The sequence below is a fragment of the Acinetobacter sp. 148 genome, from assembly GCF_031196675.1.
Lineage (GTDB): Bacteria > Pseudomonadota > Gammaproteobacteria > Pseudomonadales > Moraxellaceae > Acinetobacter > Acinetobacter baumannii.
This window is the reverse complement of record NZ_JAVIMT010000017.1, coordinates 26,982-53,431: the sequence shown is the minus strand read 5'-3', so window position 1 is coordinate 53,431 and position 26,450 is coordinate 26,982. Positions and strand designations below refer to the sequence as shown.

At 37.5% G+C, this 26,450-nt stretch carries 27 protein-coding genes and 1 pseudogene; 12 read left to right on the top strand and 16 right to left on the bottom strand.

Annotation, left to right across the window (positions count from 1 at the left end; all coding sequences use genetic code 11):
- Positions 1–112 precede the first annotated feature (112 nt).
- Both RFX69_RS02860 and brnQ read right to left on the bottom strand, forming a co-directional pair.
- Positions 113–532: a heme-binding protein gene (locus tag RFX69_RS02860; RefSeq protein ID WP_000838063.1), complete on the bottom strand. Its 420-nt coding sequence runs from the start codon at positions 530–532 to the stop codon at positions 113–115.
- Positions 533–723: 191 nt separating this feature from the next.
- Positions 724–2,025 (bottom strand): branched-chain amino acid transport system II carrier protein, encoded by a 1,302-nt coding sequence (gene brnQ, locus RFX69_RS02855; RefSeq protein WP_001186685.1) that lies wholly within the window; start codon positions 2,023–2,025, stop codon positions 724–726.
- 352 nt (positions 2,026–2,377) lie between these two features.
- Here brnQ and map point away from each other — a divergent pair, with 352 nt between their 5' ends.
- Positions 2,378–3,172: a type I methionyl aminopeptidase gene (gene map / locus RFX69_RS02850; protein ID WP_289332573.1), complete on the top strand. Its 795-nt coding sequence runs from the start codon at positions 2,378–2,380 to the stop codon at positions 3,170–3,172.
- 50 nt (positions 3,173–3,222) lie between these two features.
- Here map and RFX69_RS02845 read toward each other — a convergent pair whose 3' ends face one another.
- Positions 3,223–4,125, bottom strand: coding sequence for a LysR family transcriptional regulator (locus RFX69_RS02845; RefSeq protein WP_000954523.1), 903 nt, complete (start codon positions 4,123–4,125; stop codon positions 3,223–3,225).
- A 243-nt stretch (positions 4,126–4,368) separates the two neighbouring features.
- Here RFX69_RS02845 and RFX69_RS02840 point away from each other — a divergent pair, with 243 nt between their 5' ends.
- Positions 4,369–4,692, top strand: a complete 324-nt coding sequence (locus RFX69_RS02840) for a hypothetical protein (protein WP_000121846.1) — start codon at positions 4,369–4,371, stop codon at positions 4,690–4,692.
- Positions 4,693–4,738: 46 nt separating this feature from the next.
- Here the strand turns inward: RFX69_RS02840 and grxD are convergent, their stop codons facing one another.
- Positions 4,739–5,080, bottom strand: coding sequence for a Grx4 family monothiol glutaredoxin (gene grxD / locus RFX69_RS02835; protein WP_000138830.1), 342 nt, complete (start codon positions 5,078–5,080; stop codon positions 4,739–4,741).
- A gap of 227 nt (positions 5,081–5,307) precedes the next feature.
- Between grxD and RFX69_RS02830 the strand changes: the two genes are divergently transcribed.
- Positions 5,308–6,516 carry an aspartate aminotransferase family protein gene (locus RFX69_RS02830; RefSeq protein ID WP_000129947.1) on the top strand — a complete coding sequence of 403 codons (1,209 nt, stop codon included), beginning with the start codon at positions 5,308–5,310 and terminating at the stop codon, positions 6,514–6,516.
- Positions 6,517–6,566: 50 nt separating this feature from the next.
- Here RFX69_RS02830 and RFX69_RS02825 read toward each other — a convergent pair whose 3' ends face one another.
- The 3 genes from RFX69_RS02825 to RFX69_RS02815 form a co-directional block, all read right to left on the bottom strand.
- Positions 6,567–6,998, bottom strand: a complete 432-nt coding sequence (locus RFX69_RS02825; RefSeq protein ID WP_000156920.1) for a CBS domain-containing protein — start codon at positions 6,996–6,998, stop codon at positions 6,567–6,569.
- A gap of 140 nt (positions 6,999–7,138) precedes the next feature.
- A complete protein-coding gene (locus RFX69_RS02820) occupies positions 7,139–7,513 on the bottom strand; it encodes a DUF2750 domain-containing protein (RefSeq protein WP_202962345.1) in 375 nt (124 codons plus the stop codon).
- A 434-nt stretch (positions 7,514–7,947) separates the two neighbouring features.
- Entirely contained in the window at positions 7,948–8,181 is a 234-nt protein-coding gene (locus RFX69_RS02815; RefSeq protein ID WP_000616034.1) for a hypothetical protein, read from the bottom strand.
- A gap of 215 nt (positions 8,182–8,396) precedes the next feature.
- Here RFX69_RS02815 and RFX69_RS02810 point away from each other — a divergent pair, with 215 nt between their 5' ends.
- The 6 genes from RFX69_RS02810 to RFX69_RS02785 all read left to right on the top strand — a co-directional run bounded on the left by RFX69_RS02810 (position 8,397) and on the right by RFX69_RS02785 (position 12,677).
- Entirely contained in the window at positions 8,397–8,756 is a 360-nt protein-coding gene (locus tag RFX69_RS02810) for a hypothetical protein (RefSeq protein ID WP_289332574.1), read from the top strand.
- A gap of 100 nt (positions 8,757–8,856) precedes the next feature.
- Positions 8,857–9,183, top strand: a complete 327-nt coding sequence (locus tag RFX69_RS02805; protein ID WP_289332575.1) for a hypothetical protein — start codon at positions 8,857–8,859, stop codon at positions 9,181–9,183.
- Between the two features lie 107 nt (positions 9,184–9,290).
- Entirely contained in the window at positions 9,291–10,397 is a 1,107-nt protein-coding gene (gene ftsY / locus RFX69_RS02800) for a signal recognition particle-docking protein FtsY (protein ID WP_001187342.1), read from the top strand.
- Between the two features lie 189 nt (positions 10,398–10,586).
- Positions 10,587–11,183 (top strand): nitroreductase family protein, encoded by a 597-nt coding sequence (locus RFX69_RS02795; protein ID WP_000102943.1) that lies wholly within the window; start codon positions 10,587–10,589, stop codon positions 11,181–11,183.
- Positions 11,184–11,408: 225 nt separating this feature from the next.
- The gene (locus RFX69_RS02790; RefSeq protein ID WP_272392790.1) at positions 11,409–12,080 is read left to right on the top strand and encodes a DUF2057 domain-containing protein; all 672 of its coding nucleotides are present in this window, start codon (positions 11,409–11,411) and stop codon (positions 12,078–12,080) included.
- Positions 12,081–12,152: 72 nt separating this feature from the next.
- Positions 12,153–12,677: a GNAT family N-acetyltransferase gene (locus RFX69_RS02785; protein WP_000593802.1), complete on the top strand. Its 525-nt coding sequence runs from the start codon at positions 12,153–12,155 to the stop codon at positions 12,675–12,677.
- 12 nt (positions 12,678–12,689) lie between these two features.
- On the opposite strand, the gene RFX69_RS02780 is transcribed toward RFX69_RS02785, so the two are convergent.
- The 8 genes from RFX69_RS02780 to RFX69_RS02745 all read right to left on the bottom strand — a co-directional run bounded on the left by RFX69_RS02780 (position 12,690) and on the right by RFX69_RS02745 (position 18,375).
- Entirely contained in the window at positions 12,690–12,989 is a 300-nt protein-coding gene (locus RFX69_RS02780; protein WP_085916945.1) for a cyd operon YbgE family protein, read from the bottom strand.
- Positions 12,990–13,091, bottom strand: a complete 102-nt coding sequence (gene cydX / locus RFX69_RS02775; protein ID WP_000270276.1) for a cytochrome bd-I oxidase subunit CydX — start codon at positions 13,089–13,091, stop codon at positions 12,990–12,992.
- A 13-nt stretch (positions 13,092–13,104) separates the two neighbouring features.
- Positions 13,105–14,250: a cytochrome d ubiquinol oxidase subunit II gene (gene cydB, locus RFX69_RS02770; RefSeq protein WP_000575163.1), complete on the bottom strand. Its 1,146-nt coding sequence runs from the start codon at positions 14,248–14,250 to the stop codon at positions 13,105–13,107.
- On the bottom strand, positions 14,247–15,833 hold the full coding sequence (locus tag RFX69_RS02765; protein WP_000622647.1) for a cytochrome ubiquinol oxidase subunit I: 1,587 nt from the start codon (positions 15,831–15,833) through the stop codon (positions 14,247–14,249). The genes cydB and RFX69_RS02765 overlap by 4 nt, the downstream gene beginning before the upstream one ends.
- Positions 15,833–16,027, bottom strand: a complete 195-nt coding sequence (gene cydP, locus RFX69_RS02760; protein WP_000053889.1) for a cytochrome oxidase putative small subunit CydP — start codon at positions 16,025–16,027, stop codon at positions 15,833–15,835. The genes RFX69_RS02765 and cydP overlap by 1 nt, the downstream gene beginning before the upstream one ends.
- A gap of 384 nt (positions 16,028–16,411) precedes the next feature.
- Positions 16,412–17,020 carry an OB-fold-containig protein gene (locus RFX69_RS02755; RefSeq protein ID WP_000753036.1) on the bottom strand — a complete coding sequence of 203 codons (609 nt, stop codon included), beginning with the start codon at positions 17,018–17,020 and terminating at the stop codon, positions 16,412–16,414.
- Positions 17,021–17,045: 25 nt separating this feature from the next.
- The gene (locus RFX69_RS02750; RefSeq protein ID WP_000134203.1) at positions 17,046–17,354 is read right to left on the bottom strand and encodes a Rieske (2Fe-2S) protein; all 309 of its coding nucleotides are present in this window, start codon (positions 17,352–17,354) and stop codon (positions 17,046–17,048) included.
- 16 nt (positions 17,355–17,370) lie between these two features.
- The gene (locus RFX69_RS02745) at positions 17,371–18,375 is read right to left on the bottom strand and encodes an adenosine kinase (protein ID WP_000214227.1); all 1,005 of its coding nucleotides are present in this window, start codon (positions 18,373–18,375) and stop codon (positions 17,371–17,373) included.
- 237 nt (positions 18,376–18,612) lie between these two features.
- On the opposite strand from RFX69_RS02745, the pseudogene RFX69_RS02740 reads away from it, so the two are divergent.
- The 3 genes and pseudogenes from RFX69_RS02740 to RFX69_RS02730 all read left to right on the top strand — a co-directional run bounded on the left by RFX69_RS02740 (position 18,613) and on the right by RFX69_RS02730 (position 25,070).
- Positions 18,613–20,707 (top strand): annotated as a pseudogene (locus tag RFX69_RS02740) (TonB-dependent receptor).
- Positions 20,708–20,958: 251 nt separating this feature from the next.
- Positions 20,959–23,898, top strand: a complete 2,940-nt coding sequence (locus RFX69_RS02735; protein WP_252434635.1) for an insulinase family protein — start codon at positions 20,959–20,961, stop codon at positions 23,896–23,898.
- Between the two features lie 20 nt (positions 23,899–23,918).
- The gene (locus RFX69_RS02730) at positions 23,919–25,070 is read left to right on the top strand and encodes a phospholipase A (protein WP_000885659.1); all 1,152 of its coding nucleotides are present in this window, start codon (positions 23,919–23,921) and stop codon (positions 25,068–25,070) included.
- 41 nt (positions 25,071–25,111) lie between these two features.
- Here the strand turns inward: RFX69_RS02730 and RFX69_RS02725 are convergent, their stop codons facing one another.
- Positions 25,112–26,449: a TrkH family potassium uptake protein gene (locus RFX69_RS02725; protein ID WP_289332577.1), complete on the bottom strand. Its 1,338-nt coding sequence runs from the start codon at positions 26,447–26,449 to the stop codon at positions 25,112–25,114.
- Position 26,450 lies beyond the last annotated feature (1 nt).

Here is a 26,450-nt window from a genome sequence, read left to right as displayed (position 1 = left end):
AGGTATTAAAAAAGTAAATATTAAACATTTTTGTATAAAATAATTACTTTTTTAGAAAAGAGAAATTATTTAAATGAAAAGTGTAATAATTTCTCTGTTCTTTAAATTTGCTTTAGCTACTTTGTTTTTTTAAAAAAACATCAATAGCGTGTTGAGCAATTTCAGCATCTTCAAAAGATTGAACACCTGAAACACCAATCGCGCCTAAAATCTGGCCTTCATAAATAATCGCTTTTCCGCCTTCTAGCATACCTTTAGCACTTGGCATACTCAAGAAACCAAGACGACCATTTTGAAGAAGCTCTTCGTAAAATTTTGAAGGACGACCGCTCATTGATGAGCATTTAGCTTTTTCTAAGCAAAGATGCGTGGTGAGAGGAGAAGCGCCATCTAGACGTTTCATAAGTAATAAAGAGCTTGTTTCATCAACAATGGCTATACTGACTTTAAAGTTGTGTTCAATTGCATATTTCTGAGCTTCTTCCATTAAAAACTCAGCATCTGCTAATGTTAAATAATATTTACTTTTCATTTATGCTCTTCTTTCCTGAGTAAGCTAAAAATTATTTTAGTGTAATATTACAGTAAAAATTAATTATATCTATAGTTGAATTGTCACTAAATGCTGATGTTAGAAATAAAATGCTGGTTGGGTAAACGCAGCATTTTATTCAATATATAAAATCATGTTTGGGTAAAACTCGATTTCAAAAAAACATCAGATTAAATGCTTTTATGTTTAACTTTGTCGATAAGAGTAGTCACTACAAGAACAACTAAAGATGGGATCAACCATGCCAAGTTTTGTTCATTTAACGGTAAGTGTTGAAGGAAATTAGGGAGGTAATCACCAAAGCCTGCAACCTTAAGCCCGTCAATAATTCCGAAAATTAAAGCAATGCTTGTTACTGAACCGACAATAAAAGATGGTTTATGCCAAAATTTCCAGAAGAAACTGAGCATAATAACTACAATTGCAGGCGGATAAATTGCACTCAAGACAGGTACTGATACGGCAATTAGCTTAGTCAATCCAAGGTTGGAAATAATGAAAGAGAAACCAACTAAGATGAAAACTAAAAGCTTATATGGCAACTTAGTAAGTTGAGCGAAATATTCAGCACATGCACAAGTTAAGCCAATTGCAGTAACCATACATGCTAAGAAAATGAGGCCTGTTAAGAAGAGTGAACCCATATTCCCAAAAGCATGTTGAACATATGCATGTAGGATTACAGCACCATTTGCTGCATTAGGAGCGACTTCATGACTACCCAAACCTAATTTAAATAAGCTTAAGTAAACTAAAGTAAGTCCTACACCAGAAATAAGGCTGGCAATAATTGCATACTTGGTTACTAGCTTGTTATCAGTAACACCACGCGAATAGATCGCTTGAATAATGACGATACCAAATACTAAGGCACCTAAAGTATCCATGGTGAGATAACCATTTACGAAACCTTCTGAAACAGGAGAGTTAACGTAATGATTAATTGGAGCAGGAACATAACCCGCAGGAATCATAACCGCTGCAATACCTAAAATTGCTAAAGCGATAATTTTCAGAGGAGCTAGAACATGTCCAACTGTGTCTAAAAGCTTGTTCGGATATAAAGAAACGACAGTTACAAATGCGAAGTAAATTGCACTGTAAATTAAAAGGCTACTGCTAGACGTTCCAAAATAAGATGAGAAACCAATTTCATAAGAAACAGTTGCGGTGCGTGGTGTAGCAAATAAAGGGCCAACTGATAGATAACAAACTACAGTTAAGATCAGACTTGCGATACGACCTAGCGGTGAACTAATAATTTCAATGGAACCCTGCATACGAGAGAGGGCCATAATGGTAATTACAGGTAAACCAACGGCAGTAATCAAAAAACCTATGGCAGCTAGCCATACATGATCACCAGCTTGTTGAGCGACAATGGGAGGAAAGATAATATTACCAGCCCCAATAAAGAGGGCAAAGGTCATAAAACCTAAGGCAATAATATCTCCGGTACGAAGCTGTTGCATAAATTAAATTTAACAAAAAAGAAAGAATTTTAGAGCAAAAGAGATCATGATCAAGCGCTATTTTATGTGAAAAAGCTTTTTTTTAGGCCGTATCAATCATCCAGAGATATTAAAAATATCAACTGGTTAAGTTATCTACTTGAAAACTCATTGAAAGAAATAAAGAAAACATTTTTTAGGTCTGACTTTTTAAAGAAATTGTGTAAAAATGAAAATATAAATTTCTATTATGAATGTTGAATATTTGGACATTTAAAGCTTTCCGCCTATCCTATATCCATTCTAAAATATTCTAAATTAACTAACATTTTTGTGGGCGTGGTAAAAGCAGTGCCTACGAGGATAAAATTGAATGAGAGCTTCTACTGTTACAATTAAAACTGAACAAGATCTAGAAAAATTAAGAGTTTCTGGGCGTTTGGCTGCACAAGTTTTAGAAATGATAGGGGAGTATGTTAAGCCAGGTGTAACAACTGAATATTTAGACAATATTTGTAATGATTACATCGTAAATACTTTAAAAGTTATACCTGCTAATGTGGGTTATCATGGATTCACAAAAACAATATGTACTTCAGTCAATGAAGTGGTATGTCACGGTATCCCTTCTCAAAATAAAATTTTAAAAGATGGAGATATTATTAATATTGATGTAGCAATTATTAAAGATGGCTATTTTGGTGATACGAGCCGTATGTACTATGTCGGTAACGTAAATCCACATGCTAAAAAATTAGTTGAAACTACTTATGACGCAATGGTCGCTGGTATACATGCAGTTAAACCAGGGGCGACTTTAGGGGATATTGGTTACGCTATTCAATCGGTCGCTCATCGCGAAGGATATAGCATTGTTCGTGAATATTGCGGGCATGGCATTGGTAAAGTTTATCATGAACAACCTAATATTCTGCATTATGGACAACGCGGCCAAGGTCTTGTTTTGAAAAAAGGGATGGTCTTTACAATTGAACCTATGGTTAATGCAGGCAAACCTCAGGTAAAAGAATTAAGTGACGGCTGGACCGTAATTACCCAAGATCATTCGTTATCTGCTCAATGGGAACATATGGTTGCTGTTACAGATACAGGGTTTGAATTATTAACGCCGTGGCCCGAAGGTGTGGGAAATTATCCAGAAATTTAATATGCATAAAAAGTTCGATAATCTATCGAACTTTTTTATGCCGCTTTGATTTATGGATGTTCTGAAAGATGTTCTACCAAATAATCAATAAATACACGTACAGCAGGCAGTAAACCTCTTCGTGACGGATAAACAGCATGGAATATACCGTGGGCTGCTTTCCAGTCTGGCAAGATTTGTACAAGTTGACCTGATTTTACAAAATCCTCAGCTGCTGTGTCAGGTAACAAGGCAATACCACAATTTTGACTTGCAAGTTGGGCAAGCATATAAATATTTGTTCCCATGATGGTTGGGCTAACTTTCACTTTCTTCAGTTGGTTGTCTGGGCCATGCAATATAAATTGTTGATCTAAATGCTCTTCAGACAAGCTTAAAATACGATGATCACTTAACTCATCAGGTGACTTAATATTACCAAACTCATTTAAATAAGCTTGGCTTGCAAAGAGACTTTGTTCTATTAGCGCAAACTGTCTTAGTACCAGACTAGGGTCATCATCTAGTTTAGATCTGACCCGTAGAGCAATATCAATCCCTTCATTAATTACATCAACGCGTCGATTACTTACAATAAGTTGTAAACGAATTTCAGGATATTTTTTTAAAAATGCCGGTAAAATTTTGGGTAGCTGATTTTGTGCTATGTCTACAGGAACGCTTACTTTGACTACCCCCCTAGGTTGAATACTTAAGTGATCAACCAAATCATGAGCTGCTTGTGCGGCATTCATCATGACTTGGGCGTGTCTATAAATATCCATACCAATATCGGTAACTGCAAAATGACGAGAACTGCGCTGAATTAAGCGAACCCCTAAATTTTCCTCTAAGTTATAAACACGACGACTTAATTTTGATTTTGGAATATCCGTAACACGTTCGGCGGCACTAAATCCACCATGCTCAACAACAAGGGCAAAACAATAAAAATCATCAAGATCTGTGAGCATTAAAATATCCTATTTATGCAACACTAAAGATTTTACATTATTACTTTTGCAACGATAAAGTTTGATTTTAATTTTTTGTAAAAAGCTTATAAATAAACCTTAAAAGAGAGTATTAAATAATTTGAAATTTCATTGTAATTACATTGAAATTATTTTGTAATTTATTTTCTTAAATTAATAAGCAAATATGGCGCTTATAGGCTAATTCTCCTACAATATATTTTTCTCGATTTTTTAAATAATATGTCTTACCAGTTAGTTGAATTAGAGAACGCAACCGCTAATATTATTTGCCCGATTTGTAAGCTTGCTGTTATTGATTGGACACAAGAGCAATATGTTCAACCTTGTGAACATACAGTATTTATTGCAATGGACTTAGGATTTGAATTTGTTGCTGACCGTTTTGAAGAAGTTATGAATCAAAACGTAGATGAGTTACATGAAGATCCGAACATGAATATTTTTGATGCGATAACGACTACACCATATAAAAATTTAACTATTTTAAAAGCAGATCTTGGTGTAGATGGACTATTTCGTTATGTCGGTATAAGTGATTGTTAAATTTATAAGTATAAAAAAGCCAATCTTTTGATTGGCTTTTTTATTATTAAGCTTCTGGAGCTGCGCTGTATTGTTCGATTAATGGTTTTAATTCGCCATTTTGGAACATTTCAAGCATGATATCGCTACCACCAATAAGCTCGCCATTTACCCATAATTGTGGGAAAGTAGGCCAGTTTGCAATTTTTGGTAAAGTTGCACGAATATCAGGGTTTTCTAAGATGTTCACATATGCAAATGGACGACCAATTTGACTGAGCGCCTCTACTGCACGTGCAGAGAAACCACATTGTGGAAACTGTGGAGTGCCTTTCATGTAAAGTAAAACGGGATGCTTCGCAATTTGATCGCGAATTAACGCTTCAGTATCACGTGCTTGTTCAGTCATAAATAGATCCTCAACTAATCTTGCAGCATTATAGGGGGTGTTCACATCGCTTTGCAAACCGCCTTGTTGCTTAAAGTTGCACAGAATATTCAATATTTTATTGTATAAACCGAAGCGATAGCAAAAAGCAGACGAAATTTTAGATAAATGAATGATGAGACTTTTCATCAGTGCAAGTTTTTGTTTATATAAACCCTTCTTAAAACCTCATACAGACAGAGTTCGTGATGACTGATATTACCCTAGCTCCAGTACAACCTGATCAACCAACACATTTAATGGCTACTTATGGTCGCCAAGCGATCAGTTTTGTTCGAGGCCGAGGGGCGTATCTTTATACACAAGATGGTACAGAATATTTAGATGCACTCACTGGTATTGCTGTATGTGGTTTAGGGCACGCTCATCCTGCTATTGCAGAAGCCATTGCAGAGCAAGCAGCTACACTAGTGCATACGAGTAATTTGTTTGAAATTCCTTGGCAAACTGCGGCTGCTCAAAAGCTTGCTGAAGTTTCAGGTATGGAAGAAATTTTCTTTTCAAACAGCGGCGCCGAGTCAAATGAAGGGGCAATTAAAATTGCTCGTAAATTTGGTACTCAACAAGGTATAAGCTTGCCAAAGATTATTGTTGCTGAGCAGTCATTTCATGGACGTACTTTAGCGACACTTTCAGCAACTGGTAACAAGAAAGTACAAGACGGTTTTGCACCTTTAGTGGAAGGCTTTGTTCGAGTGCCATTTGGTGATATTGAAGCCATCCAAGAGGCTGCCTTACAGCATCCAGATATCGTTGCTATTTTAATTGAACCAATTCAAGGTGAAGGTGGTATTAATACTGCACCACAAGGATTTAGCTATTTAGAAGAAGTTCGCCAAATTTGTAACCAGCACAACTGGTTAATGATGCTAGATGAAATCCAAACTGGTAATGGCCGTACTGGTAAATACTTTGCGTATCAACATACAAATATTATTCCGGATGTTTTGACTACTGCAAAAGGTTTGGGTAACGGTTTTCCAGTGGGTGCTGTAATGACTCAAGGTAAAGCGGTAGGGTTGTTAGGGCCTGGCAGTCATGGTTCTACTTATGGTGGTACAGTACTGGGTTCTCGTGTGGTTTACACGGTAATTGATACGATCCAGAAGGAGAATGCAGTAGAGAATGCAGCAGTAGTGGGTAATTATATTGTTGACCAATTACGTGCTCAATTGTCGGATAAGAATGTGCAAGTACGTGGTTTCGGTATGATGATTGGTATCCAATTACCTAAAGATTGTGCTGAGCTCGTTGCGATTGCTCGTGATGAATACAAACTTATTATTAACGTTACGGCAGGTTCGGTGGTGCGTTTATTACCGCCAATTAACATGACACAAGCTCAAGCTGATATTTTGCTAGAGCGTTTAGTCGCATTAATTACGAATTATCTTTAAGTTTAAGGACAATAAAAATGGGCGTTAATCGCCCATTTTTATTTTTGTATTTAGCCTGAAATATATTGCTTTAATTGTTCAATCAAAACTTTCTGATCTTCCATAGCGGCTTTAACCAAATCACCAATTGAAATGAAACCAACCAATTTTCCATTATCTAATACAGGTAAGTGGCGTAAATGACGATCGGTCATAAGCTGTAAACATTCTTCAACCGTATTATTTAAACCTACCGTAATCACTTTTGCTGTCATAATTTCAGCAACTGTAGTGCTATAAGACGAACGCTCCATAAGCGTTACTTTTCGTGTGTAATCACGTTCAGATAGGATACCGACAACCTGTTCACCTTCTGCTACGACTAAAGCACCAATACCTTTTTCAGCCATAATCGTAATTGCTTCGAGGACAGTTGCTTCGGGTGAAATTGTAAAAATGGCTTGTTCAGATTTGTTCTTAATTACTTGTGCAACGATAGTCATTTCTTCTGTCCTGTTGTTTTATCATTTTGATTTAAATTAGCTCGATTTTTGAAAAATGCAAAGACTTGCTAGTCATTCAAATATAAGTTTTATGCTTAAGCGTTCAAAAAGCACGCTATCTTGGGTAGCTCAAAGAAACTTTAAGCTACCTGCCATTTCGGATGATTAAAAAAGAAATGATGCATTTGCTGTGTAGATAACTTCAACTTGCGATGAGATGAGTTAAATAAAGCAGGAGTGACTTTTAACCGTGTTAAAGTAGGTAATAAAGATTCATGGAAGTCTTTTGGGGTAATTTTTCTTGGCTTGTAATTGGGCCAGTGAGTTTTGGCGTATCGATGTGCTTGTACTCCATTTAGCCAGAACGGAAAAATAAAATCTTCCTGATCTGATTTAATGGCCCAGCCTTCATCAAATAGTCCCCACAGAACCCCGCAGTACATCATGGTTCTTAAAATATAAATCTTGATCATCAAGTCTTTAGAAACCGGTTGTAGATTACTTAATCTGTTCATTTTAAATTTAAAGGTTTTCAACTTGTCCTGCTTATTATAAGAGAACCACATGACATTTCAGTTTAAACAGGTGTCAAATCGTAAACAAATATTGATGAGTAGAAATATCTATACAAATAAATGCTGGATAAGGGGTAATTTCTAAGTCACGACTGTAGTGGCGAAGTAAGGCTTGAGGCAAATAGGTAATTTGGGTTTTGTATAGGTATAAAAAACGCCACCTGAGCAAGACAAAGGGACTAAAGGTTTGGCGAAGCGCAAGATGAACATAGTTATGGTTAATTTATATTGAACTTTTTACAGGTATAAAAAAACGCCACCTGAGCAAGACAAAGCGGCTAAAGCTTTGGCGAAGCGCAAGATGAATATAGTTATGGTTAATTTGTATTGAACTTTTTACAGGTATAAAAAAACGCCACCTAAGTGACGTTTCTTTATGCTTGCATCGTGGCTAGTTTTTGCCAGTATTGTGCTTTCATGGAATCACGTTCAACACGGAAACCTTGGTAGTATAGTTCTGCTAAGAACAAAGCAGCTTTACCGTGACCAGCACGAGCAACTTCTTCTAACTGTGCAACTGCATCTTGGAAATTCATTTGAGACTGAATTGTGTTAACCGCAGTTGCGTATACATGTTCTAAATCATGATGAGAGATACGTTGAATCATATAAAACTCCTTATTGTAATTATGATTACTTTTTCTAAAGGCCACTGCCTTTGAACTAATTTAACTTAGAATTGTTAAACTAATATTACAAATTAATGGATTTGTCAACTATTGAGAAGCATCAATTAGTTCACTATTAGGATACATGATTAAACATTATTCACAAATAATTTTGAGTAAAATCAATATGAGAATAAAAGACAAGGAGAATAACTATGACAAATACTATTGATGGCTTTGTTTTTGATAATCCTCCTAAAGAGGAGCAAATCATAGCACTTGCCCATTACCATCGTAAATTATTAGACGAAGCAATTTTCCATCAAGAAATACATTTAGGGGATTATTGTTTAGCACAAAGGAAACGGGTTTTCGACTATGCTCGTCAATTAGACCCTAATCAGAAAGCTTGGTTCTATCAAGTTTATGATGGTGAACTTAGAAAAATTGCAGATGAAGATGAATTGCACCCAGCAGATGCAGAAGAAGGTTTAAGTATTTTTGCTATGCTATTAGTATTAGTTATTATTGCTGCAATTTTATACTTCTCTGTAATTCGTTCCTTAATGGGCTAGCAATTGTCATCCAGTAAGGTTAAAGAATAATAGCCTTACTGGATTTTGACCTTGTGCTGAAGTGCATTGAACCCTACACTACATTCATTAGAGGTAGGTCATGCTCACATTCAAAGAAAATTTTCTTAAATTAAAGTCTGAGTTAAAGGCAGATCAATGTTTTAATCTGGTTGTGATTATTATCATTGGCTGTATTTTTATGCTGTCTTATTTGGCATTACTACGTCCTGTGAATTCAGAACAGTATCAACGAATTGTGCAACTTTCTCGACAGGCTACTTATCCAAGAACTCAAGATATGGCCGAGTTGATTATGGCTCAATCAGAAATTCATAGAGCAGAGTATTTAAAGTTAATGCATGCTTATCAGTTTGAACATAATCATATCAAGCAATATCCTGCATTAGCGAAAGAAGATACTCAATAAGTATTGTCTTTATTTCAAAAAGGTTTTGCACGCTATTGAAGCAGGCAAAAATTTGAATTTATGCTAAACTTTCTGTTTTTTAACACGCTGCTTTTCAAGGAATCGGCATGCAACAACAATCGAATATGCAAAATAAATTCTTGATAGATGCTGAGATCGGGGATGACGATGTCACATTGCCTAATTTACCTGCTATCGATGTTCCTATCGTTGAGTCACCTGTTAAGCAAGAAGTAAAAGCTGAAGAAGTTGTCGAGGCTGCACCGTCTACAGAACCTGAGCAACCAAAATCTGGTTTCTTTGGGCGAATGAAAGAAGGCTTGAGCAAAACTCGTCGTAATTTCACCGATGGGATGGTTAATATCTTAATTGGTGGGAAAGAAATTGATGATGAGTTGCTTGAAGAAGTCGAAGAGCAATTATTAGTTGCAGATATTGGTGTTGATGCAACAAAAACGATTATTACCAACTTAACTGAACGTACTGCTCGTGGTGATTTGATCTATTCACATTCACTTTATAAAGCCTTGCAAGAAGAGTTAGTTGCTTTGCTTGCTCCACGTGTGAAGCCTTTGCATATTGACCCTAATAAATCACCTTATGTGATTTTAATGGTTGGGGTAAATGGTGTTGGAAAAACAACAACAATTGGTAAATTAGCGAAGCGTTTACAAGGTGAAGGTAAAAAAGTGATGTTGGCGGCAGGTGATACATTCCGTGCTGCTGCTACTGAACAATTGCAAATCTGGGGTGAGCGTAACGATATTGCTGTAGTTGCTCAAGGTCATGGTGCCGATAGTGCATCAGTTATTTTTGATGCTTTTGAAAGTGCGCGAGCTAAAGGTATTGATGTACTGATTGCAGATACTGCGGGCCGTTTGCATAACAAAAGTAATTTGATGGAAGAGCTTAAGAAAGTTAAGCGTGTTATGCAAAAAATTGATGCAACAGCGCCTCATGAAATTATGTTGGTTGTAGATGCGGGTACTGGGCAAAATGCAATCAACCAAGTACAAGAATTTGACCAGGCTGTCGGTTTAACAGGTATTACCATTACTAAGTTGGATGGTACAGCAAAAGGTGGAGTATTATTTAATATTGCTAGTCGTACTCATGTGCCAATTCGTTTCATTGGTGTGGGTGAAAAAATTGATGATTTAAGACCATTCTCGGCGAAATCGTTTGTTGCAGCACTATTTGAAACTGAAAAATAATTCTTAGCCAAGACTTAAGAAAAACCTCACAAAATAGTGAGGTTTTTTTATATCCATATCTTTTTTTATTGTTGCGAAAATAAAACGAACTGTCATATTTTTAATGCTGATTATAAGAAATGAGTTCCATAGACTATATTCATTCCCAAACAACGGCCCCTGGTCAATTAAATAGGTAGGAAATAAAAAATGTCTACTTTCTTAGATAAAATTAAAAACCGTCGTACTATTTATGCAATTGGTAAAAATGTTGCATTAGATCGCACAAAAATTGAAGAAACTATTCGTGAAGCGGTTAAACATAGCCCATCAGCGTTCAACTCTCAATCTTCACGTGTTGTTACTCTTTATGGTGAATCACATGCTAAATTTTGGAATTTAGTTCGTGAAGCATTACGTAAAATTGTTCCTGCAGATGCCTTTGCCGGTACAAATGCAAAGATTGATAGCTTCGTTGCTGGTGTTGGTACAGTACTATTTTATGAAGATCAAGCTGTTGTTAAAAGCTTGCAAGAGCAATTTGAATTATATGCAGACAACTTCCCAGTTTGGTCTGAACATTCAAGTGCAATTGCTCAGTTTGCGACTTGGACTGCGCTTTCAGAACTTGGTTTAGGTGCATCGTTACAGCATTATAACCCGATTGTTGATGCTGATGCTGCTGAAGCATTTGATGTTCCAGCAACTTGGAAATTACGTGCTCAACTTGTATTTGGTTCTGTTGAAGCACCAGCTGGTGAAAAAGCATTTATTAGCGATGAAGATCGTTTTAAAACATTCAACTAAATTGAGTGGATGAAAAGAGTACCTAGAGGGTACTCTTTTTTTATGCTTTTAAAGTTAGTTAGAAATTAATGATCAATAAAGTAGATGTTTATTAGAATTCAAAAAAATATTTTAAAAGCTTGAGAGGCAGCTTTGTAAACAGGAGGTTGTCATAAAATCGTCATAATCATATTGCATATTGCTCATGTTTTTACAAACTATTAAATATTACAGAGACGTGAACAGATGACTTTAAGATTAAGTGTCGCTGCGATGGGTTTATTACTCAGCGGTTCAGTATTTTCAGCAGTTACAATTACAGCGCCAGAGGAAATCGTAATCCTTGCGGTGAATGGTCAGGAAGTCAACTCTGGATTATTCCGTTCTTCTAAAAATAATTATAAAGTCGATGCTGGTGAGACAAGCCTAAGTGTACGTTATCAAGAATATTTTGAGCATTTAAGTGGCGAACACGATATTGTTAAGTCAGGAGTGGTTACCATTCAAACTCCAGCGCTCAAAGATGGTCAAACTTATAAGCTTGCAATGGTAGATGCTCCAAAACAATTTGAACAAGCCAAAAAATATGCTGAGCAACCTACAGTGGCTTTATATAATTCAAATAATGAGTTAATTGTTCAACAAACTGGTGCCAATAATGAGGCAAGACCGTGGTTTGCATCGGGATTGCTAGGTAAGGTTACTGATTTCACGACTAAATCATCTAAACAACAACCTGACGCTGTGTATGCTGCTGTAAAACCTACCACGACTCAAGCTAATGCGCCTGTTGCAACAACTATGCCTGCTACTGGTGTAGCACAAACTAATGATCAGCGTTTGGCAGAAATTTGGAAAAAATCTTCTAAAGCAGAGCGTCAAAAGTTTATGGCTTGGTTAGCTGAGCAGTCGAATTAATTGCTATTCAAAATAAAGCCGATTTAATATCGGCTTTATTTTTAGAATATTTTAAATAGCCTAAGTATATTTATGATCAAATTAAATTTCCGTTTAGCACAATTTAGTGACATCCCAACACTAGTAGAGTTGATTAATCAGTCATATAGAGAACAACAAGGTAGAAGCTGGACTACTGAAGTTGAATATGTAAAAGGGCAACGTATTAATAAAGAGCAATTGAAACATCAATTAGAATTACCTAATTCAGTATTATTAATTGGAGAAATAGATTCTTCAAAAGTTGTTACATGTATTGGTCTTACATTTCAAAGTAATACAGTTGAGATAGGAACATTTTGTACAGATCCACATGTTCAGAATATGAAAATAGGGCGTTCTGTTTTGGAGTATGCTGAACAATTTGCTTTACACAAAGTACCTGAATTGGACAGTGCAATCATGTATGTTTTAAATGTGCGTTCAGAGTTAATTGCTTATTATGAAAGACGCGGATATATAAAAACAGGTTACCATGAACCATATCCGCTTGACGCAAATGTTGGATTACCACTTATACCAATTAAACTAATCGAAATGAAAAAGGACCTCAAATGAGGTCCTTTTTGTTTAGGTTAGAAACCAGATGTAATAGCCTAAAAGCATGAGAGGCCAAGCTATCCATGGACTAAACAACCATTTCCATAACCAGAAGTGCGGCACAAAACCCACCCCATAAATGAAGCCTCCGGAAATACCCACCATCACCAGCATAAGCTGGCTATGATTGTAGTGTCCGTTTGCATCTAACATGAGGGAAGGATGCACCAGTAAAATTACAGCAAGCGGCAATGCCAACAGAAATGAAATGGCCATTGCGAATGCTTGAGCTTTTCGTTGATTTGATGCTGTCATTGCGGTTGCCATGATTTATTCCTCATCTAAATTTTGATGATGTTCGATATAAAGAGCGCTCAATACACCCGCGAAACATGCCATCAAAATTCCAAGAATCCATGCGAAATACCACATTTGCTTCTCCTTATTAGTACAGGCTATGCGAGTTTGACTCGATATGTTTATTAGTAATAACGCCCCACATTTTGTAATACGACCAACTGGTGTAGATCAAAATGATCGGAACGAATATGCATGCAGCAACAGTCATAACCCCTAAAGTACGATGACTTGATACAGCATCCCACATTGTTAAGCTAGAGTTTGGATTAACACTCGATGGCAATAAAAATGGGAAGAGTGCAAAACCGGCAGTTAAAATCGCACCTACAATCATTAAGCTTGTGCCAGCAAAACTTAAACCCGCTTTGGCTTTTGATGCTGTAAAGAAGGCAATAATTGCCCCTAAAATTGCCAGTACAGGAGCTACTTTTGTAATCGGATAGCTGCTGTAGTTATTCATCCAGCCTGGGTTGTTGTTTGTGACTACTTCTTTGGCTAAAGGGTTAAGTGCTGCGTTTGGATCAACTGCAGCAGCATAGCTATAACCTGGGACTTGACCGAAGTACAACCATGCCCCAATTACAAGGAAACAAACTAAAAATATGGCTGCCATAATTTGAGTTGCTTTAGCAGAGCGTTGTTTCAAGGCACCGTCTGTGCGTAGCATAAGCCAAGCGCCGCCATGAGCACACAACATAGAAAGGCTGACAATACCGCAAACTAAAGCAAATGGGTTAAGAAGAGCAAAGAAGCTACCTGAATATTCCGAGCGTAATGTACTGTCTAAACTAAAAGGAATACCTAAGAATAAATTACCAAAGGCAACACCAAAAACAAGCGCTGGTACGGCACCACCAATACAAAGTCCCCAGTCCCAAGAGTTGCGCCATTGAGTATTTTCAAGTTTAGAACGATAGTCAAAACCTACAGGACGTAAGAACAGGGCAAATAGCACAAGTAATAAGGCCCAATACATTCCGGAAAATGCGACCGAGTATACCATTGGCCAAGCTGCAAATAGTGCACCACCAGCAGTGATAAACCAGACCTGATTACCATCCCAGTGGGGTGCGATTGTATTAATAGCAGCACGGCGTTCGTTATCAGTTTTACCAACAAAAGGCATGAGTGCCATTGAGCCCATATCGAAACCATCGGTTAGGGCAAATCCAATGAGTAGGACTCCAACTAACACCCACCATATGATTTTTAGGAGTTCATATTCAATCATGATAAAGCCTCCCCATTAACAGCTGCTTTTGGCTCTTGTTTTTCAAAATGGTATTTACCAGTGTGAAGTGAGCTTGGACCTAAGCGAGCAAACTTAATCATTAAGTACATTTCAATAATCAAAAGTACGGTATAGAACGCTGCTAGCGCGAGAATTGAGCCCCACACATCGCCCGTACTTAAACTTGAAGCTGATAAGTGTGTAGGTAAAATTTCACCAATAGACCACGGCTGACGGCCGCCCTCTGCTACATACCAACCAGTTTGTGCAGCAATCCACGGAAGTGGTAGGGCAAATAATGCATATTTAAGTAGCCAAGGTTTATTCTCAGCATTTCTTTTCGCTACCGCCCAAGTTGCTAAAATGAAAAGAAGCAGCATTAGGAAGCCAGAAGCAACCATTGCACGGAAAGAGAAAAACAGAGCTGTAACATTCGGAATAGTATCTTTTACCGCTGCTTGAATGTGCTGCTCGCTTGCATCGACTACATTCGGAGCATATTTCTTAAGAAGTAGACCATAGCCTAAGTCTTTTTGATTTTTCTCAAATGAAGCTAATAACTCTGGTGAGCGATCACCAGCACGTAATTTTTCAAGTTCAGCATAAGCGAGCATACCGTTACGAATACGAACTTCGTGCTGTTGCATTAAGTCTTTCAAACCAGTGACTTCTTTGGTAGTTGAACGAGTGGCGATGAGACCTAATGCGTATGGAATTTTAACTGCATAATCTGTTCGCATTTCTTCATGGTTTGGTACACCAAACAAAGTAAACGGAGCAGGAGCAGGATGAGTATCCCATTCGGCTTCAATTGCAGCGAGTTTAGTTTTTTGAACATCACCTAGCTCATAACCCGACTCGTCACCGAGTAAAATTACTGAAAGTGTAGAGGCAAGGCCAAAAATGGCAGCAATTGCAAATGAACGACGTGCGAAAGGAAGGTCACGTTTTTTGAGTAGATAGTAGCTTGAAATGGCGAGTACGAAAATCGCACCTGTTACATATCCGGCAGAAACAGTGTGTACAAATTTAACCTGTGCAACCGGGTTGAAAATAAGTGCGCCGAAATCAACAAGCTCCATACGCATAGTTTCGAAGTTAAATGCTGCACCTACAGGGTTTTGCATCCAGCCATTCGCAACTAAAATCCAGAGCGCTGACATGTTAGAACCTAAGGCAACTAACCAAGTTACTCCTAGATGTTGAACTTTACTTAAGCGGTCCCATCCAAAAAAGAATAGACCGATAAATGTAGACTCAAGGAAGAATGCCATTAAGCCTTCAATTGCTAATGGCGCACCGAATATATCACCTACATAATGAGAGTAATATGCCCAGTTTGTTCCGAACTGGAACTCCATGGTTAAGCCTGTAGTTACGCCTAAGGCAAAGTTAATACCAAATAGTTTTCCCCAAAACTTAGTCATATCCTTGTAAATCTCTTTACCAGATATAACGTAAGTGGTTTCCATAATAGCCAGAATAAATGCAAGGCCTAGGGTCAAAGGTACGAAAAGAAAGTGATACATTGCGGTCATGGCAAATTGGAACCGCGAAAGATCAACCACGCTTTCAGAAATCATCAACGTGTCTCCTTAATGTGGGAAGAGTTATCGCCTGCAATATGCTCGGCGACCTGATTGTCAAAATTTTTGGGGATAGTGGGAGCGTCAAACCAAATATGTTTGATTGTTAAGAGAAGCGCGACTTTAATTATTAGAATAATTGCGATTTCTCTAATTAATCGGGAGTTAATATCTAGATTTTTAAGGCTCATAAAATAAACCTCGATACATATTAATTTCATTATTAATCAAAATATATTAAAAATAAACAATAAATATATTTTAAATAAAAACTTAATTATTTTTTTAATAAAAATCATATGGTTAATAATTTAAATAATTATTGATAAAATATCTGACTAAAATAGTTTGAATTAGTTATTAAATCCAACTAAAACACTTGTAAATAAAAATATTAAGTTTATTAAAATAGTTTGATTTATATTTAATTCTGATTAAAAAGGTTGGGTATAATAAAGGATTTTTTTATTTCTAACTAAAATGGTTGGTTTAATATTCAATTAAAATAACAGTAAAATAAAGGCAATAATTAAACCTTTTAAAAAGCAATTAAAGACGAGAAGAATTATTAATAATTAATCAGGCGCGAAAAGGTCATTCGAAACAGAAATTTTCTTGGCAACATAATGGCTTTTATGCACTTTGATAAGGATGACTTGTGAATATAGTTCTAACTCACCATACTCAGGTTCAACCTGGACATAGTGCAGTTGTCCAAACTCATCACGTACACGAGCTTGTGCTGAAAAACCAGGTCTTGCACTACCACTGGAAATAGTTGCTAGACGCCCCAAAAGGTTATAGTTGGTATGTGTAAGCTTGGGCTTAATGACTTGATCAAGGCAGTGAATCATAAACACGGTAAAGAAAATCGCGATGACCAGTGCAGGGATGATTAAGTAAAACGGCGTGATAAAGTAATGCTGTATAGCAAAGAAAGAAAGCTGTAAAAAATAACCGGCAAAACTGAAATTGATGAGTAAAAAAACAAAAATTAGAGCTTTAGAAAATTTAACATTGAGCAAAGGGGAATTAGTAAGCCAAACTGGCGCAATTTTTTTTAATAGCTGGCTTGGTCGTAAACCAACATACATACCAATAGTTTCTACCACGCTGAGCAATATCAAAGCCACAACACTTAAATGAAATGGCATAAGATAATAATTAAAAAAGAAATCAGCCATGGTAGAAACTCTAATGTTGATGATCTCAGTCTACGATATAAATACCGCCATCTGAATGCACCTTAATCTCAACTTTATTTAGAAACTCACCTAAACAAGGACCTGAAATACATTCACCAGTCTCCACGTTAAATAAAGCACCGTGGGTTGAGCATTGGATATATTCTTGGTCTTGATCTAGAAATTGGTTTTCTAGATATTCAAGTTCTGTTTGCAAATGTGGGCATAAATTCTGATAGGCGTAGAAAGAGCCATCACGCTGTGTAATGAAAATAGTAGTTCCTTGTAAAGTGTCAAAAGCTCTAGCTTCACGCTCAGGAACTTCTTCCGTCATACAGATCCTTTCCATTTCAAGCACATTCCTTCTGAAAATTTTCGAGAAGTTTAGCATAGTCATTAATGGCTAAACGAGGACCAAATTGAGACACGACTTCACTTGAAATTAAGATGGCTAACTGTGCAGCAGCAGTTAAATCTTCATGATGGTTTAATGCGTAGAGGAAGGCACCTGCAAAAGCATCACCCGCACCATTTGTATCTACAGCTTCAACATGACGGCCTGCAACGTGAAAATGGTGAGTTGGATTTGCAACTAGAGCACCTTTTGCACTTTGTGTAATCACAACAGTATGGTTTTTAAAACGTAATTGAGTAAGTGCATCTTCAACAGTAGTGGTATTGGTATACATTAAAGCTTCTTGTTCATTACAGAACAATAAATCCACACCATCATCCATAAGCTCTTCTAGGCCTTCACGAGCGTATTGAACCATTGCAGGATCTGATAAAGATAGGGCAATTTTAACGCCGTGAGCTTTTGCAATTTCTCTAGCTTGTTTTACCGCTTTACGTGCTGTTTCACTTGTAGAAAGATAGCCTTCAATATAAAGCCACTTTGCTGTTTTTAATGGTTCAAAATCGATTTGGTCTTGAGAGAGCTCAGCGGTAATACCTAAATAGGTATGCATAGTACGCTCAGAATCTGGACTAATGAGAACCATACAAGTACCGGTCACACCTTCACTGATGGACTTTGGTGTAGTCTGGATGCCTGCATCATTTAACCCTTGCAGGTAAATTCCACCTAATTCATCATGACCAACGCGGCAACCATAAAATGCGCTACCACCTAATGCACTAAATGCCACAGTTGTATTTGCAGCAGAACCGCCACTTGCTTGACCTTTGTAATCTTGAGTTTGTTTTAATTTTTCATAAAGGGCAGATTGTGTTTCACCGTCAGACAACTGCATGGTGCCTTTTTGTAAGCCTTGTTGACTAAGAAAATCATCAGACACTTTAAATTCTTGGTCGATTAATGCATTACCAATTGCAAAAAGATCTACAGTTGTCATATGTGTTGTCACAGAATAAAAAATCAGATCGATAAGTTTACACCATTGCTCACATTTGCTGTAGTTTGTTGAATAAAATTCAGGTTATTCAGTGGCTAGCAGAGTTTTATTTTTTGCCTAAGCAATTGAAATAATCTTTTTAATAAATATTATCAATTAATAATGATTCTTGCTAATATTTACAAATCTATACTGTTTCATTGAAACTTCGCCTGAAATTTTTCGTAGCGAACTTATATGAAGCGTTCAGTTTTATTTATTTCATCAGTTGGGGTTATGACAAGCCATGTATATGCTCTGGAAGCAGATCAACAGGCAGTAACCAACCTTCCAACAATTTCAGTTAAAGCTGATAAGGAAATCAGTTTAAAACAAGAAGTGGGGCAAGCATCAAGTGCAACTAAAGGACTTATGCAATTAAAAGATGTCCCTCAAATTGTAAACGTTGTACCCAAACAAGTTTTAAGAGAACAGTCAGTTACCTCTATGCAAGGTGCCTTGCAAAACGTTGCAGGTCTAAGCTTTAGTGTAGGAGATGGACAACGTGATCAGGTCATGATTCGTGGTTTCTCTGCAATCACCGATAACTATGTAGATGGTATTCGCGATGACGCATTGTATTTTCGCGATATGTCAAATGTAGAGCGGATCGAAGTTTTAAAAGGGCCTGCTTCGGTATTATATGGACGTGGTTCAGCAGGTGGTTTAGTTAACAAGATTAATAAAAAACCAATGGATCAATCTTTGCGTGAAGTGAGCTTGATTGGTAGTACAACAGGGCAACGCCGCGCAGAAGTCGATGTAAATGAAAAAGTCGCAGAGAATGTTAAGGTTCGTCTAACTGGTGCAGTTGAAGATTCAGATGGTTACCGTGATCAGGCTTTTTTAAAACGTCAAGCGGTTGCTCCATCTGTACAGTGGGATATTACTGATAAGACAAAACTTTTACTTCAGGCTGACTATTTGCATGATAACCGTTTGGCAGATCAAGGTTTCCCAACAGACCCGATTACAGGTAAACCTGTTAAAACAAATCCTAAAATTTTTTATGGTGCTTTAAATGGTAAAGAGGTTGGGGATGTTGACACTGAAATCTCAAGCCAAACTATCAGCTTAGACCATGAGTTTAATGATAATTTTAAGTATCATGGTGCAGTTCGCCACTATAACTACTCACTTGATCGTCAATATAGTGTAGATTCACATCCAGCTGCTGATAAGTCAAAAATTACTTTAACCCAGAATAAACGCTTACGTAATGAAGATGGTGTGTATGTTCAACAAGAGTTGAGCGCTTTATTTAATACAGGTTTTTTAAAGCACAATACCTTAATTGGTGCTGAATATAGCAAGCAGCATAAAGATGAGATACTTTGGCAAGGTGCTAAAACAACCACTGATTTATATAATCCTAAATTAGAGTATTGGGCGCCTATTAATACAGGAACTACAACTGCACGTAATAACAATAGCAATACTTTTGAAAACTACGGCGTGTATCTGCAAGATCTAATGACAGTGACAGATCAGCTTAAAGTTTTAGTGGGTTTACGTTATGACAATCTATCGCAAGATCGTGATGATAAAACGAGTACGAATTTAGATTTAAACCGTACTGACAATACTTATTCTCCACGAATTGGAGTGGTCTACCAGCCAGTAAATAATATCTCACTTTACACTTCTTATAACCGCTCTTTCCAACCTTTGGCTGATTCATTTGTTTTTTATAAAAATAGTGATGACTTAAGGCCCACAAAAACTGAAAACTATGAAATTGGTGCAAAGTGGGATGTAAATGATCAGTTGAATGTAACCTTGGCTTTGTTTGAGATGAGCCAAACTAATATTCAAAACCAAGATCCAGCAAACCCAAATCAAGCATTGTTGGCAGGTGAGCAAAAAACCAAAGGTGTTGAACTTTCATTAACAGGTCAGTTGACCGATCAATTGTCAGTATTGGCTGGTTATTCGTATATGGATGGTAAGATTGAAAAATCGACTATTGGTTTTACAGGCAATCATTCTGCGCTCACGCCAAACAATACTGCTAACTTATGGTTAAAATATCAAATTAATGATCATTGGTATGCAGCTGTGGGTGGTCGTGGTGAATCATCACGTTTTAGTGCGCCAGACAAAAAACGTTTTACCGGGATATGCAGTTGTAAATGCGGCGTTAGGTTATCAAAGTGAACGTTATGATGTGAATTTAAACCTAAATAACTTGTTTGATCGCGATTATTTTGTGTCAGGTCATAGTGGAGCAAATGATTCGAACATGATGGGCGATCCTTTAAATGCTCAAGTTGCACTTCGCTATCGTTTTTAATTAAAAAAACTCTAAAAAGCTCATCATTTCGATGAGCTTTTTTATTTGTCGTGTAGGATATAGATGGTATTAAAAGGTTTTGTTCTGATAGGATACAACGACGCGGGCTATGTGCTTGATATTAAAGCTATGGCTATGAAAACTAATACTTAACAAAAACATAGTGTTTTGCTTGGCTTTTATTCGCCATTCTCAAGCCGACTCAGGCTATAATGAGACTTATTCACTTATCCGATATGTTAGGAGATCACATGACTGTAGATGTCACTGAAACCATTTCTCAAACTGTTCACCCTGCGTTTCAGTTGCTACGTCAGCACCATGTTGAAGCATTAGATATTTTAGTGTCTGAATATAAGCATAAAGTCACAGGTGCGGTGCATTATCACTTGGCAACTGATTATGATGAAAATGTATTTCTTGTTGCGTTCAGAACACAACCTATGGACTCTAAAGGAACTGCACATATTTTAGAGCATACTGCTTTATGTGGCTCTGAAAAGTTTCCTGTTCGTGATCCATTCTTCTTAATGATTCGCCGTTCATTAAATACTTTTATGAACGCGTTTACAGCAGCAGATTGGACTGCATATCCATTTGCAACTCAAAATAAGAAAGATTTCCAAAACTTATTATCTGTTTATCTTGATGCTGCTTTCTCGGCAAATTTGAATCCTCTGGATTTTGCTCAGGAAGGTATCCGTATTGAACTTGAAAATGGTCAGCCTGTATATAAAGGCGTAGTCTTCAATGAAATGAAAGGTGCAATGAGTGCGCCTTCTGATCAGCTTTATCACCAGTTGGCTCATCATCTATTCCCTGAAACCACTTATCACTACAACTCAGGCGGTGATCCAAAAGATATTCCTGACTTAACGTATGAACAATTGGTTGAATTTTATAAAACCCATTATCATCCGAGTAATGCGGTATTTATGACTTTTGGTAACCAAACCGCCTATGAATTACAAGAGCAATTTGAAAAATTGGCTCTACATAAGTTCACTGCTGGTACAACTTTATATTCGAAACCAGAAAAACGCTTAACAGCACCTGTTGAAGTTACGGAAACTTATGCTGTTGATGGCGATGAGTTAAAAGACAAAACTTACCATGTATTGTCGTGGTTATTACCTCAGGCAAGTGACATTAAACTTCGTCTGGGTATGCGATTAGTAGAAGGCGTTTTACTCGAAAACTCAGCTTCACCACTTCGTCATTATTTAGAAACTTGTGGCTATGCTCAGTCGACTGGTCCTTTAATGGGTGTAGACGATAGTAACTTTGAAATGACGTTCTACTGTGGTGTTCAAGGTTCAAATCCAGAGCATGCACAGAGCTTTAGAGATGGTGTTTTAAACGTTTTACGTGAAGTAGCTGCAAAACCAATTGACTCATCGTTAGTTGATGCAATTTTGCATCAAATCGAGTTACACCAACGTGAAATTAATGGTGATGGTACACCATATGGCTTAAGCCTAATTTTAAATGGTTTAAGTGGTGCGATTCACCATAACGATCCGATTCAAATTTGGGATGTTGATAGTGCCATTGCTCAGGTCAAAGAAGAACTTCAAGACCCAATGTGGTTATCTAACCTGATTCAAACCCATTTATTAGATAATCCGCACCGCGTGCAAATGACTTTAGTACCGGATGCAACCAAGTCGGCGAAAGAGCAAGAAGCTGAAAAAGCACGTTTAGCTGCGATTGGTGAAAAGCTAACTGAAGAAGATAAAGCAGAGATCATCGCTAAAACCAAGGCATTGCAAGAGCGTCAAGATACACCAGATAATCTTGAACTGTTGCCAAAAGTAGGTCTAGAAGACGTGCCAGCTGACTTGCATATTGTACAAGGTCAATTGCGTGAAATTATCTGTAATCGAATGGATACGCCGTTGAATTTGTATCATGCCGGAACGAATGGTATTTACTATCAACAAGTCCTCATTCAGATTCCTGATGATGTGGTTAAATCACCATACTTCAATTTGCTCTCTATTTTAATGGGTGAAGTTGGTGCAGGTGAGTATGACTACCTTGAACTCCAGAACTTACAAACAGCTGTAAGTGGTGGTTTAGGAATGGGCGCTTCTTTACGCAGTAAGGTTGATGATAAAGACAAAATTAGTGCTTGGTTAACTTTAACAACTAAATCTTTAACTCAGAAGTTCGATGCGATTCATTTATTAAAATTAGCATTTGAACAACTTCGTTTTGATGAAAAAGAGCGAATCATTGAGTTATTGCAGCAACGTAAGACCCGCTGGCAGTCTCGTTTATCTGGTGCTGGTCATAGTTATGCAATGCAGATTGCTTCTCGTAATATGAGTGCATTAGCTCAACGCGACTATCAAAACACTGGCTTAGGTGCGTTGAACTGGTTAGGCGAGCTTGTTACTAAAATTACCCAAGATGATGCTGCTTATGATGCGCTTATTGCTGAATTGAAGCATATTCATACAAAATTATTGCAAGCACCTAAACAGTTCCTGCTCGTATGTGAAGAGCATCAGTCAGAACGTTTAGTTGAAGAAATACAAAATGTTTGGGATAAATTAAACGTTGATACAGCAGCGGCTGAGTTAACCCAAGTTGAGCAAGAAAATGATAATGAACATGAAGCTTGGTTAATTCAAACCAATGTTCAGTTCTGTGCCTCTGCATATCAAGCTGTGGAAGTATCTCATCCAGATGCGGCACCTCTAATGGTATTGGCAGCTTACTTGCGTAATGGTTTCTTGCACAGTGCTATCCGTGAAAAAGGGGGTGCTTATGGTGGTGGTGCTAGTTATGATGGAAATGCATGTTCATTCCGTTTCTTTAGTTACCGTGACCCACGCTTAGCAGAGACTTTTAAAGATTTTGAAGCGAGTGTGCAATGGTTGTTAAATACAGAGCAGCAACCTCATCAGCTTGAAGAAGCAATTCTTGGTCTGGTGGCAAGTATGGACAAACCTGGTTCACCAGCAGGTGAAGCAATAACAGCGTGTTATGCATTGTTGCATGCAAGAACTCCGACTTTCCGTCGCACATTACGTGAAAGATTATTGCATGTAACTTTAGAAGATTTACAACGTGTTGCGCGTCAATATTTAATTGAACAAACACCTGTAAAAGCTGTCGTTGCACCTTTTGCAAAACGTGATGAATTGCAACAACTGGGCTTTATGATCAAACAAGTTAATTAAAATAAAAATTGGAGATGAACATGGCGTTCAGACAATTTGAACGCACATCTTTACAGCTAAGTATGGGAACCCTGCTTAGCTGTTTATGTGCGTCGGTGGCATATGCCGACACCTTAGCCCCTGTAAAACCTGCGAGTGTAGATGCATGTGTTGCCCTTGCTTCGAATGCTGATCGCCTAGCTTGTTACGACTCTGTGTTTAAACCATCGGCTTTACCGGTTGTTCAAGCCGCAGCAGTACCAGAGCCTGTTAAAAAAATTGATAAACCTGATGTTCAACCTGAAACATTTAAAGAAAAGGTTGTAGATAAGGTAAGTAATATCAAAGTAATTGGTAAGGCACCTACACTTGAACCTACTACGTCTTTACTAGATCAACGTTGGGAGTTGTCTGAAAAAAGTAAACTGGGTGTTTGGAATATTCGTGCTTATCAACCTGTTTACTTGCTACCAGTTTTCTGGACGAGCGATAAAAATGAGTTTCCAAGCAGTCCAAACCCAAATAATACGGTGACAGAGGCCCAAAACCTTAAATCAACTGAAAGTAAATTTCAGATTTCTTTGAAAACGAAAGCTTGGGAAAATATTTTTGGTAACAATGGTGACTTGTGGGTAGGTTATACCCAATCTTCACGTTGGCAGACCTTTAATGCTGAAGAGTCTCGTCCATTCCGTGAAACGAACTATGAGCCAGAAGCAAGTTTAATGTTTAGAACAAACTATGAGTTGCTTGGCTTAGATGGTCGTTTGCTTGGGGTAACTTTAAATCACCAGTCAAATGGGCGTTCAGATCCTTTATCTCGTAGTTGGAACCGTGTCATCTTTAATGTGGGTTTAGAGCGCGGTAACTTTGCTTTAATGCTTCGTCCATGGATACGCCTTGAAGAAGACAGCAAAGATGATAACAATCCAGATATGGAAGATTACATCGGTCGTGGTGATTTAACTGCTTTTTATAAGTGGAAGCAAAATGACTTCTCATTAATGCTACGTCACTCTTTAAAAGGTGGTGATGATTCTCATGGTGCTGTTCAGTTTGACTGGGCTTTCCCGATTAGTGGCAAGCTGCGCGGACACTTCCAATTATTTAATGGTTATGGTGAAAGCTTAATTGACTATAACCATCGTGCAACTTATGCCGGCTTGGGTGTTTCACTCATGAACTGGTACTAAGTTTGACCTATAAAAATGCCGCTTTTACAGCGGCTTTTTTATTAACCAATTTGAATGTTGGCTTGAGGATGTTTGAGACGGCTTTTTTTAGGAGTAGCAATTAAATAGGCGAGTGTTAAGGGGCCTAAACGGCCTGCAAACATAAGTAGGCTTAAAATAAATAAACTACCATTGTGTAAATCTGGCGTGATGCCGCGAGAAAGGCCTACCGTACAGGCTGCTGAAACGGCTTCAAATAATAAGTTCATAAAGTCTGCTTTAGGTTCTAAAAGTAAAAGAATAAAGAACCCGATAAATATGAGAATACTGGTAATTGCGGTGACAGCTAAGGCTTTATAAGTAGTTTCGTGAGAAACGGAGTGATTGAAAACCCTGATTTCATCGGTACGTCTTAAAAAGGAAAGTACACTTAAAACTAATATGATAAAGGTGCCGACTTTTATACCTCCAGCAGTACTGAGTGAACCTCCACCGATGAACATGAGTAGCATCATAAGTAAAGAACTACTGTTGGACATTGCTCCAGTATCAATAGTATTGAACCCTGAAGAACGTGGAACAGTCGCTTGAAACCATGCATTTAAAGCTTGATCACCTACATTGAGCAGACCTAAGGTATGAGGATTTTGTGCTTCCAAAACCCAAATTAATACAAAGGCAACCAAATTAATAATCGCAATAGTTGTTAGGATGAGTTTGCTATTTGGGCTAAGTTTTTTCCATTTTTTATTTTGTTTGATATCCATGAGGACTAAAAATCCCAGTCCACCTAATGTATAGAGCAAACTAATCGTAATACATATAAGGTAGTTGCTTTGGAAGTTAACTAAACTGTTGCTAAATAGAGAAAAGCCCGCATTGTTAAATGATGAGATACTATAGAAAACTGCATAATACAGTCCTCGAGCAAAGCCATAAATCGGTGTAAATGCGGTAGTTAAGATCACTGTTCCAATCAGTTCAAAAAGAAGTGTGTAAGTAACAACACCTTTTGCCACAAAAGTAACCTTTGAAAGACTAGTCTGCCCAAGGCTATCTTGAGCCATCATTTGCTGTTTAAGGCCAACTTTAGGAGATAAACTTAATGCTGCCAAAATAGCAAAAGTCATAAAGCCCAAACCACCTGACTGAATCAATAATAAAATAATGACCTGTCCGAAAAGTGTAAAAGATTCATGAATATTTAAAACGGATAGACCTGTAATAGTGACTGCCGAGGTCGCCGTAAATAGAGCATCCATCCAACTAACATGTCCGTTATTGGCAATGGGAAGTTTAAGCAATAATGTGCCAAAGACAATAAAGCCCAGAAAGCCCAGTGCTAACAGAGAAGGTGGGCTTAAATTTAGTGTTTTATGCGGTTTAGGCTTAAGAGACATA

What these genes read in the sequence shown, in the direction of transcription:
- RFX69_RS02860 (WP_000838063.1), bottom strand. Translation starts at nt 532, where the DNA reads ATGAAAAGTAAATATTATTTAACATTAGCAGATGCTGAGTTTTTAATG.
- brnQ (WP_001186685.1), bottom strand. Translation starts at nt 2,025, where the DNA reads ATGCAACAGCTTCGTACCGGAGATATTATTGCCTTAGGTTTTATGACC.
- map (WP_289332573.1), top strand. Translation starts at nt 2,378, where the DNA reads ATGAGAGCTTCTACTGTTACAATTAAAACTGAACAAGATCTAGAAAAA.
- RFX69_RS02845 (WP_000954523.1), bottom strand. Translation starts at nt 4,125, where the DNA reads ATGCTCACAGATCTTGATGATTTTTATTGTTTTGCCCTTGTTGTTGAG.
- RFX69_RS02840 (WP_000121846.1), top strand. Translation starts at nt 4,369, where the DNA reads ATGTCTTACCAGTTAGTTGAATTAGAGAACGCAACCGCTAATATTATT.
- grxD (WP_000138830.1), bottom strand. Translation starts at nt 5,080, where the DNA reads ATGACTGAACAAGCACGTGATACTGAAGCGTTAATTCGCGATCAAATT.
- RFX69_RS02830 (WP_000129947.1), top strand. Translation starts at nt 5,308, where the DNA reads ATGACTGATATTACCCTAGCTCCAGTACAACCTGATCAACCAACACAT.
- RFX69_RS02825 (WP_000156920.1), bottom strand. Translation starts at nt 6,998, where the DNA reads ATGACTATCGTTGCACAAGTAATTAAGAACAAATCTGAACAAGCCATT.
- RFX69_RS02820 (WP_202962345.1), bottom strand. Translation starts at nt 7,513, where the DNA reads ATGAACAGATTAAGTAATCTACAACCGGTTTCTAAAGACTTGATGATC.
- RFX69_RS02815 (WP_000616034.1), bottom strand. Translation starts at nt 8,181, where the DNA reads ATGATTCAACGTATCTCTCATCATGATTTAGAACATGTATACGCAACT.
- RFX69_RS02810 (WP_289332574.1), top strand. Translation starts at nt 8,397, where the DNA reads ATGACAAATACTATTGATGGCTTTGTTTTTGATAATCCTCCTAAAGAG.
- RFX69_RS02805 (WP_289332575.1), top strand. Translation starts at nt 8,857, where the DNA reads ATGCTCACATTCAAAGAAAATTTTCTTAAATTAAAGTCTGAGTTAAAG.
- ftsY (WP_001187342.1), top strand. Translation starts at nt 9,291, where the DNA reads ATGCAACAACAATCGAATATGCAAAATAAATTCTTGATAGATGCTGAG.
- RFX69_RS02795 (WP_000102943.1), top strand. Translation starts at nt 10,587, where the DNA reads ATGTCTACTTTCTTAGATAAAATTAAAAACCGTCGTACTATTTATGCA.
- RFX69_RS02790 (WP_272392790.1), top strand. Translation starts at nt 11,409, where the DNA reads ATGACTTTAAGATTAAGTGTCGCTGCGATGGGTTTATTACTCAGCGGT.
- RFX69_RS02785 (WP_000593802.1), top strand. Translation starts at nt 12,153, where the DNA reads ATGATCAAATTAAATTTCCGTTTAGCACAATTTAGTGACATCCCAACA.
- cydX (WP_000270276.1), bottom strand. Translation starts at nt 13,091, where the DNA reads ATGTGGTATTTCGCATGGATTCTTGGAATTTTGATGGCATGTTTCGCG.
- cydB (WP_000575163.1), bottom strand. Translation starts at nt 14,250, where the DNA reads ATGATTGAATATGAACTCCTAAAAATCATATGGTGGGTGTTAGTTGGA.
- RFX69_RS02765 (WP_000622647.1), bottom strand. Translation starts at nt 15,833, where the DNA reads ATGATTTCTGAAAGCGTGGTTGATCTTTCGCGGTTCCAATTTGCCATG.
- cydP (WP_000053889.1), bottom strand. Translation starts at nt 16,027, where the DNA reads ATGAGCCTTAAAAATCTAGATATTAACTCCCGATTAATTAGAGAAATC.
- RFX69_RS02755 (WP_000753036.1), bottom strand. Translation starts at nt 17,020, where the DNA reads ATGGCTGATTTCTTTTTTAATTATTATCTTATGCCATTTCATTTAAGT.
- RFX69_RS02750 (WP_000134203.1), bottom strand. Translation starts at nt 17,354, where the DNA reads ATGACGGAAGAAGTTCCTGAGCGTGAAGCTAGAGCTTTTGACACTTTA.
- RFX69_RS02745 (WP_000214227.1), bottom strand. Translation starts at nt 18,375, where the DNA reads ATGACAACTGTAGATCTTTTTGCAATTGGTAATGCATTAATCGACCAA.
- RFX69_RS02735 (WP_252434635.1), top strand. Translation starts at nt 20,959, where the DNA reads ATGACTGTAGATGTCACTGAAACCATTTCTCAAACTGTTCACCCTGCG.
- RFX69_RS02730 (WP_000885659.1), top strand. Translation starts at nt 23,919, where the DNA reads ATGGCGTTCAGACAATTTGAACGCACATCTTTACAGCTAAGTATGGGA.
- RFX69_RS02725 (WP_289332577.1), bottom strand. Translation starts at nt 26,449, where the DNA reads ATGTCTCTTAAGCCTAAACCGCATAAAACACTAAATTTAAGCCCACCT.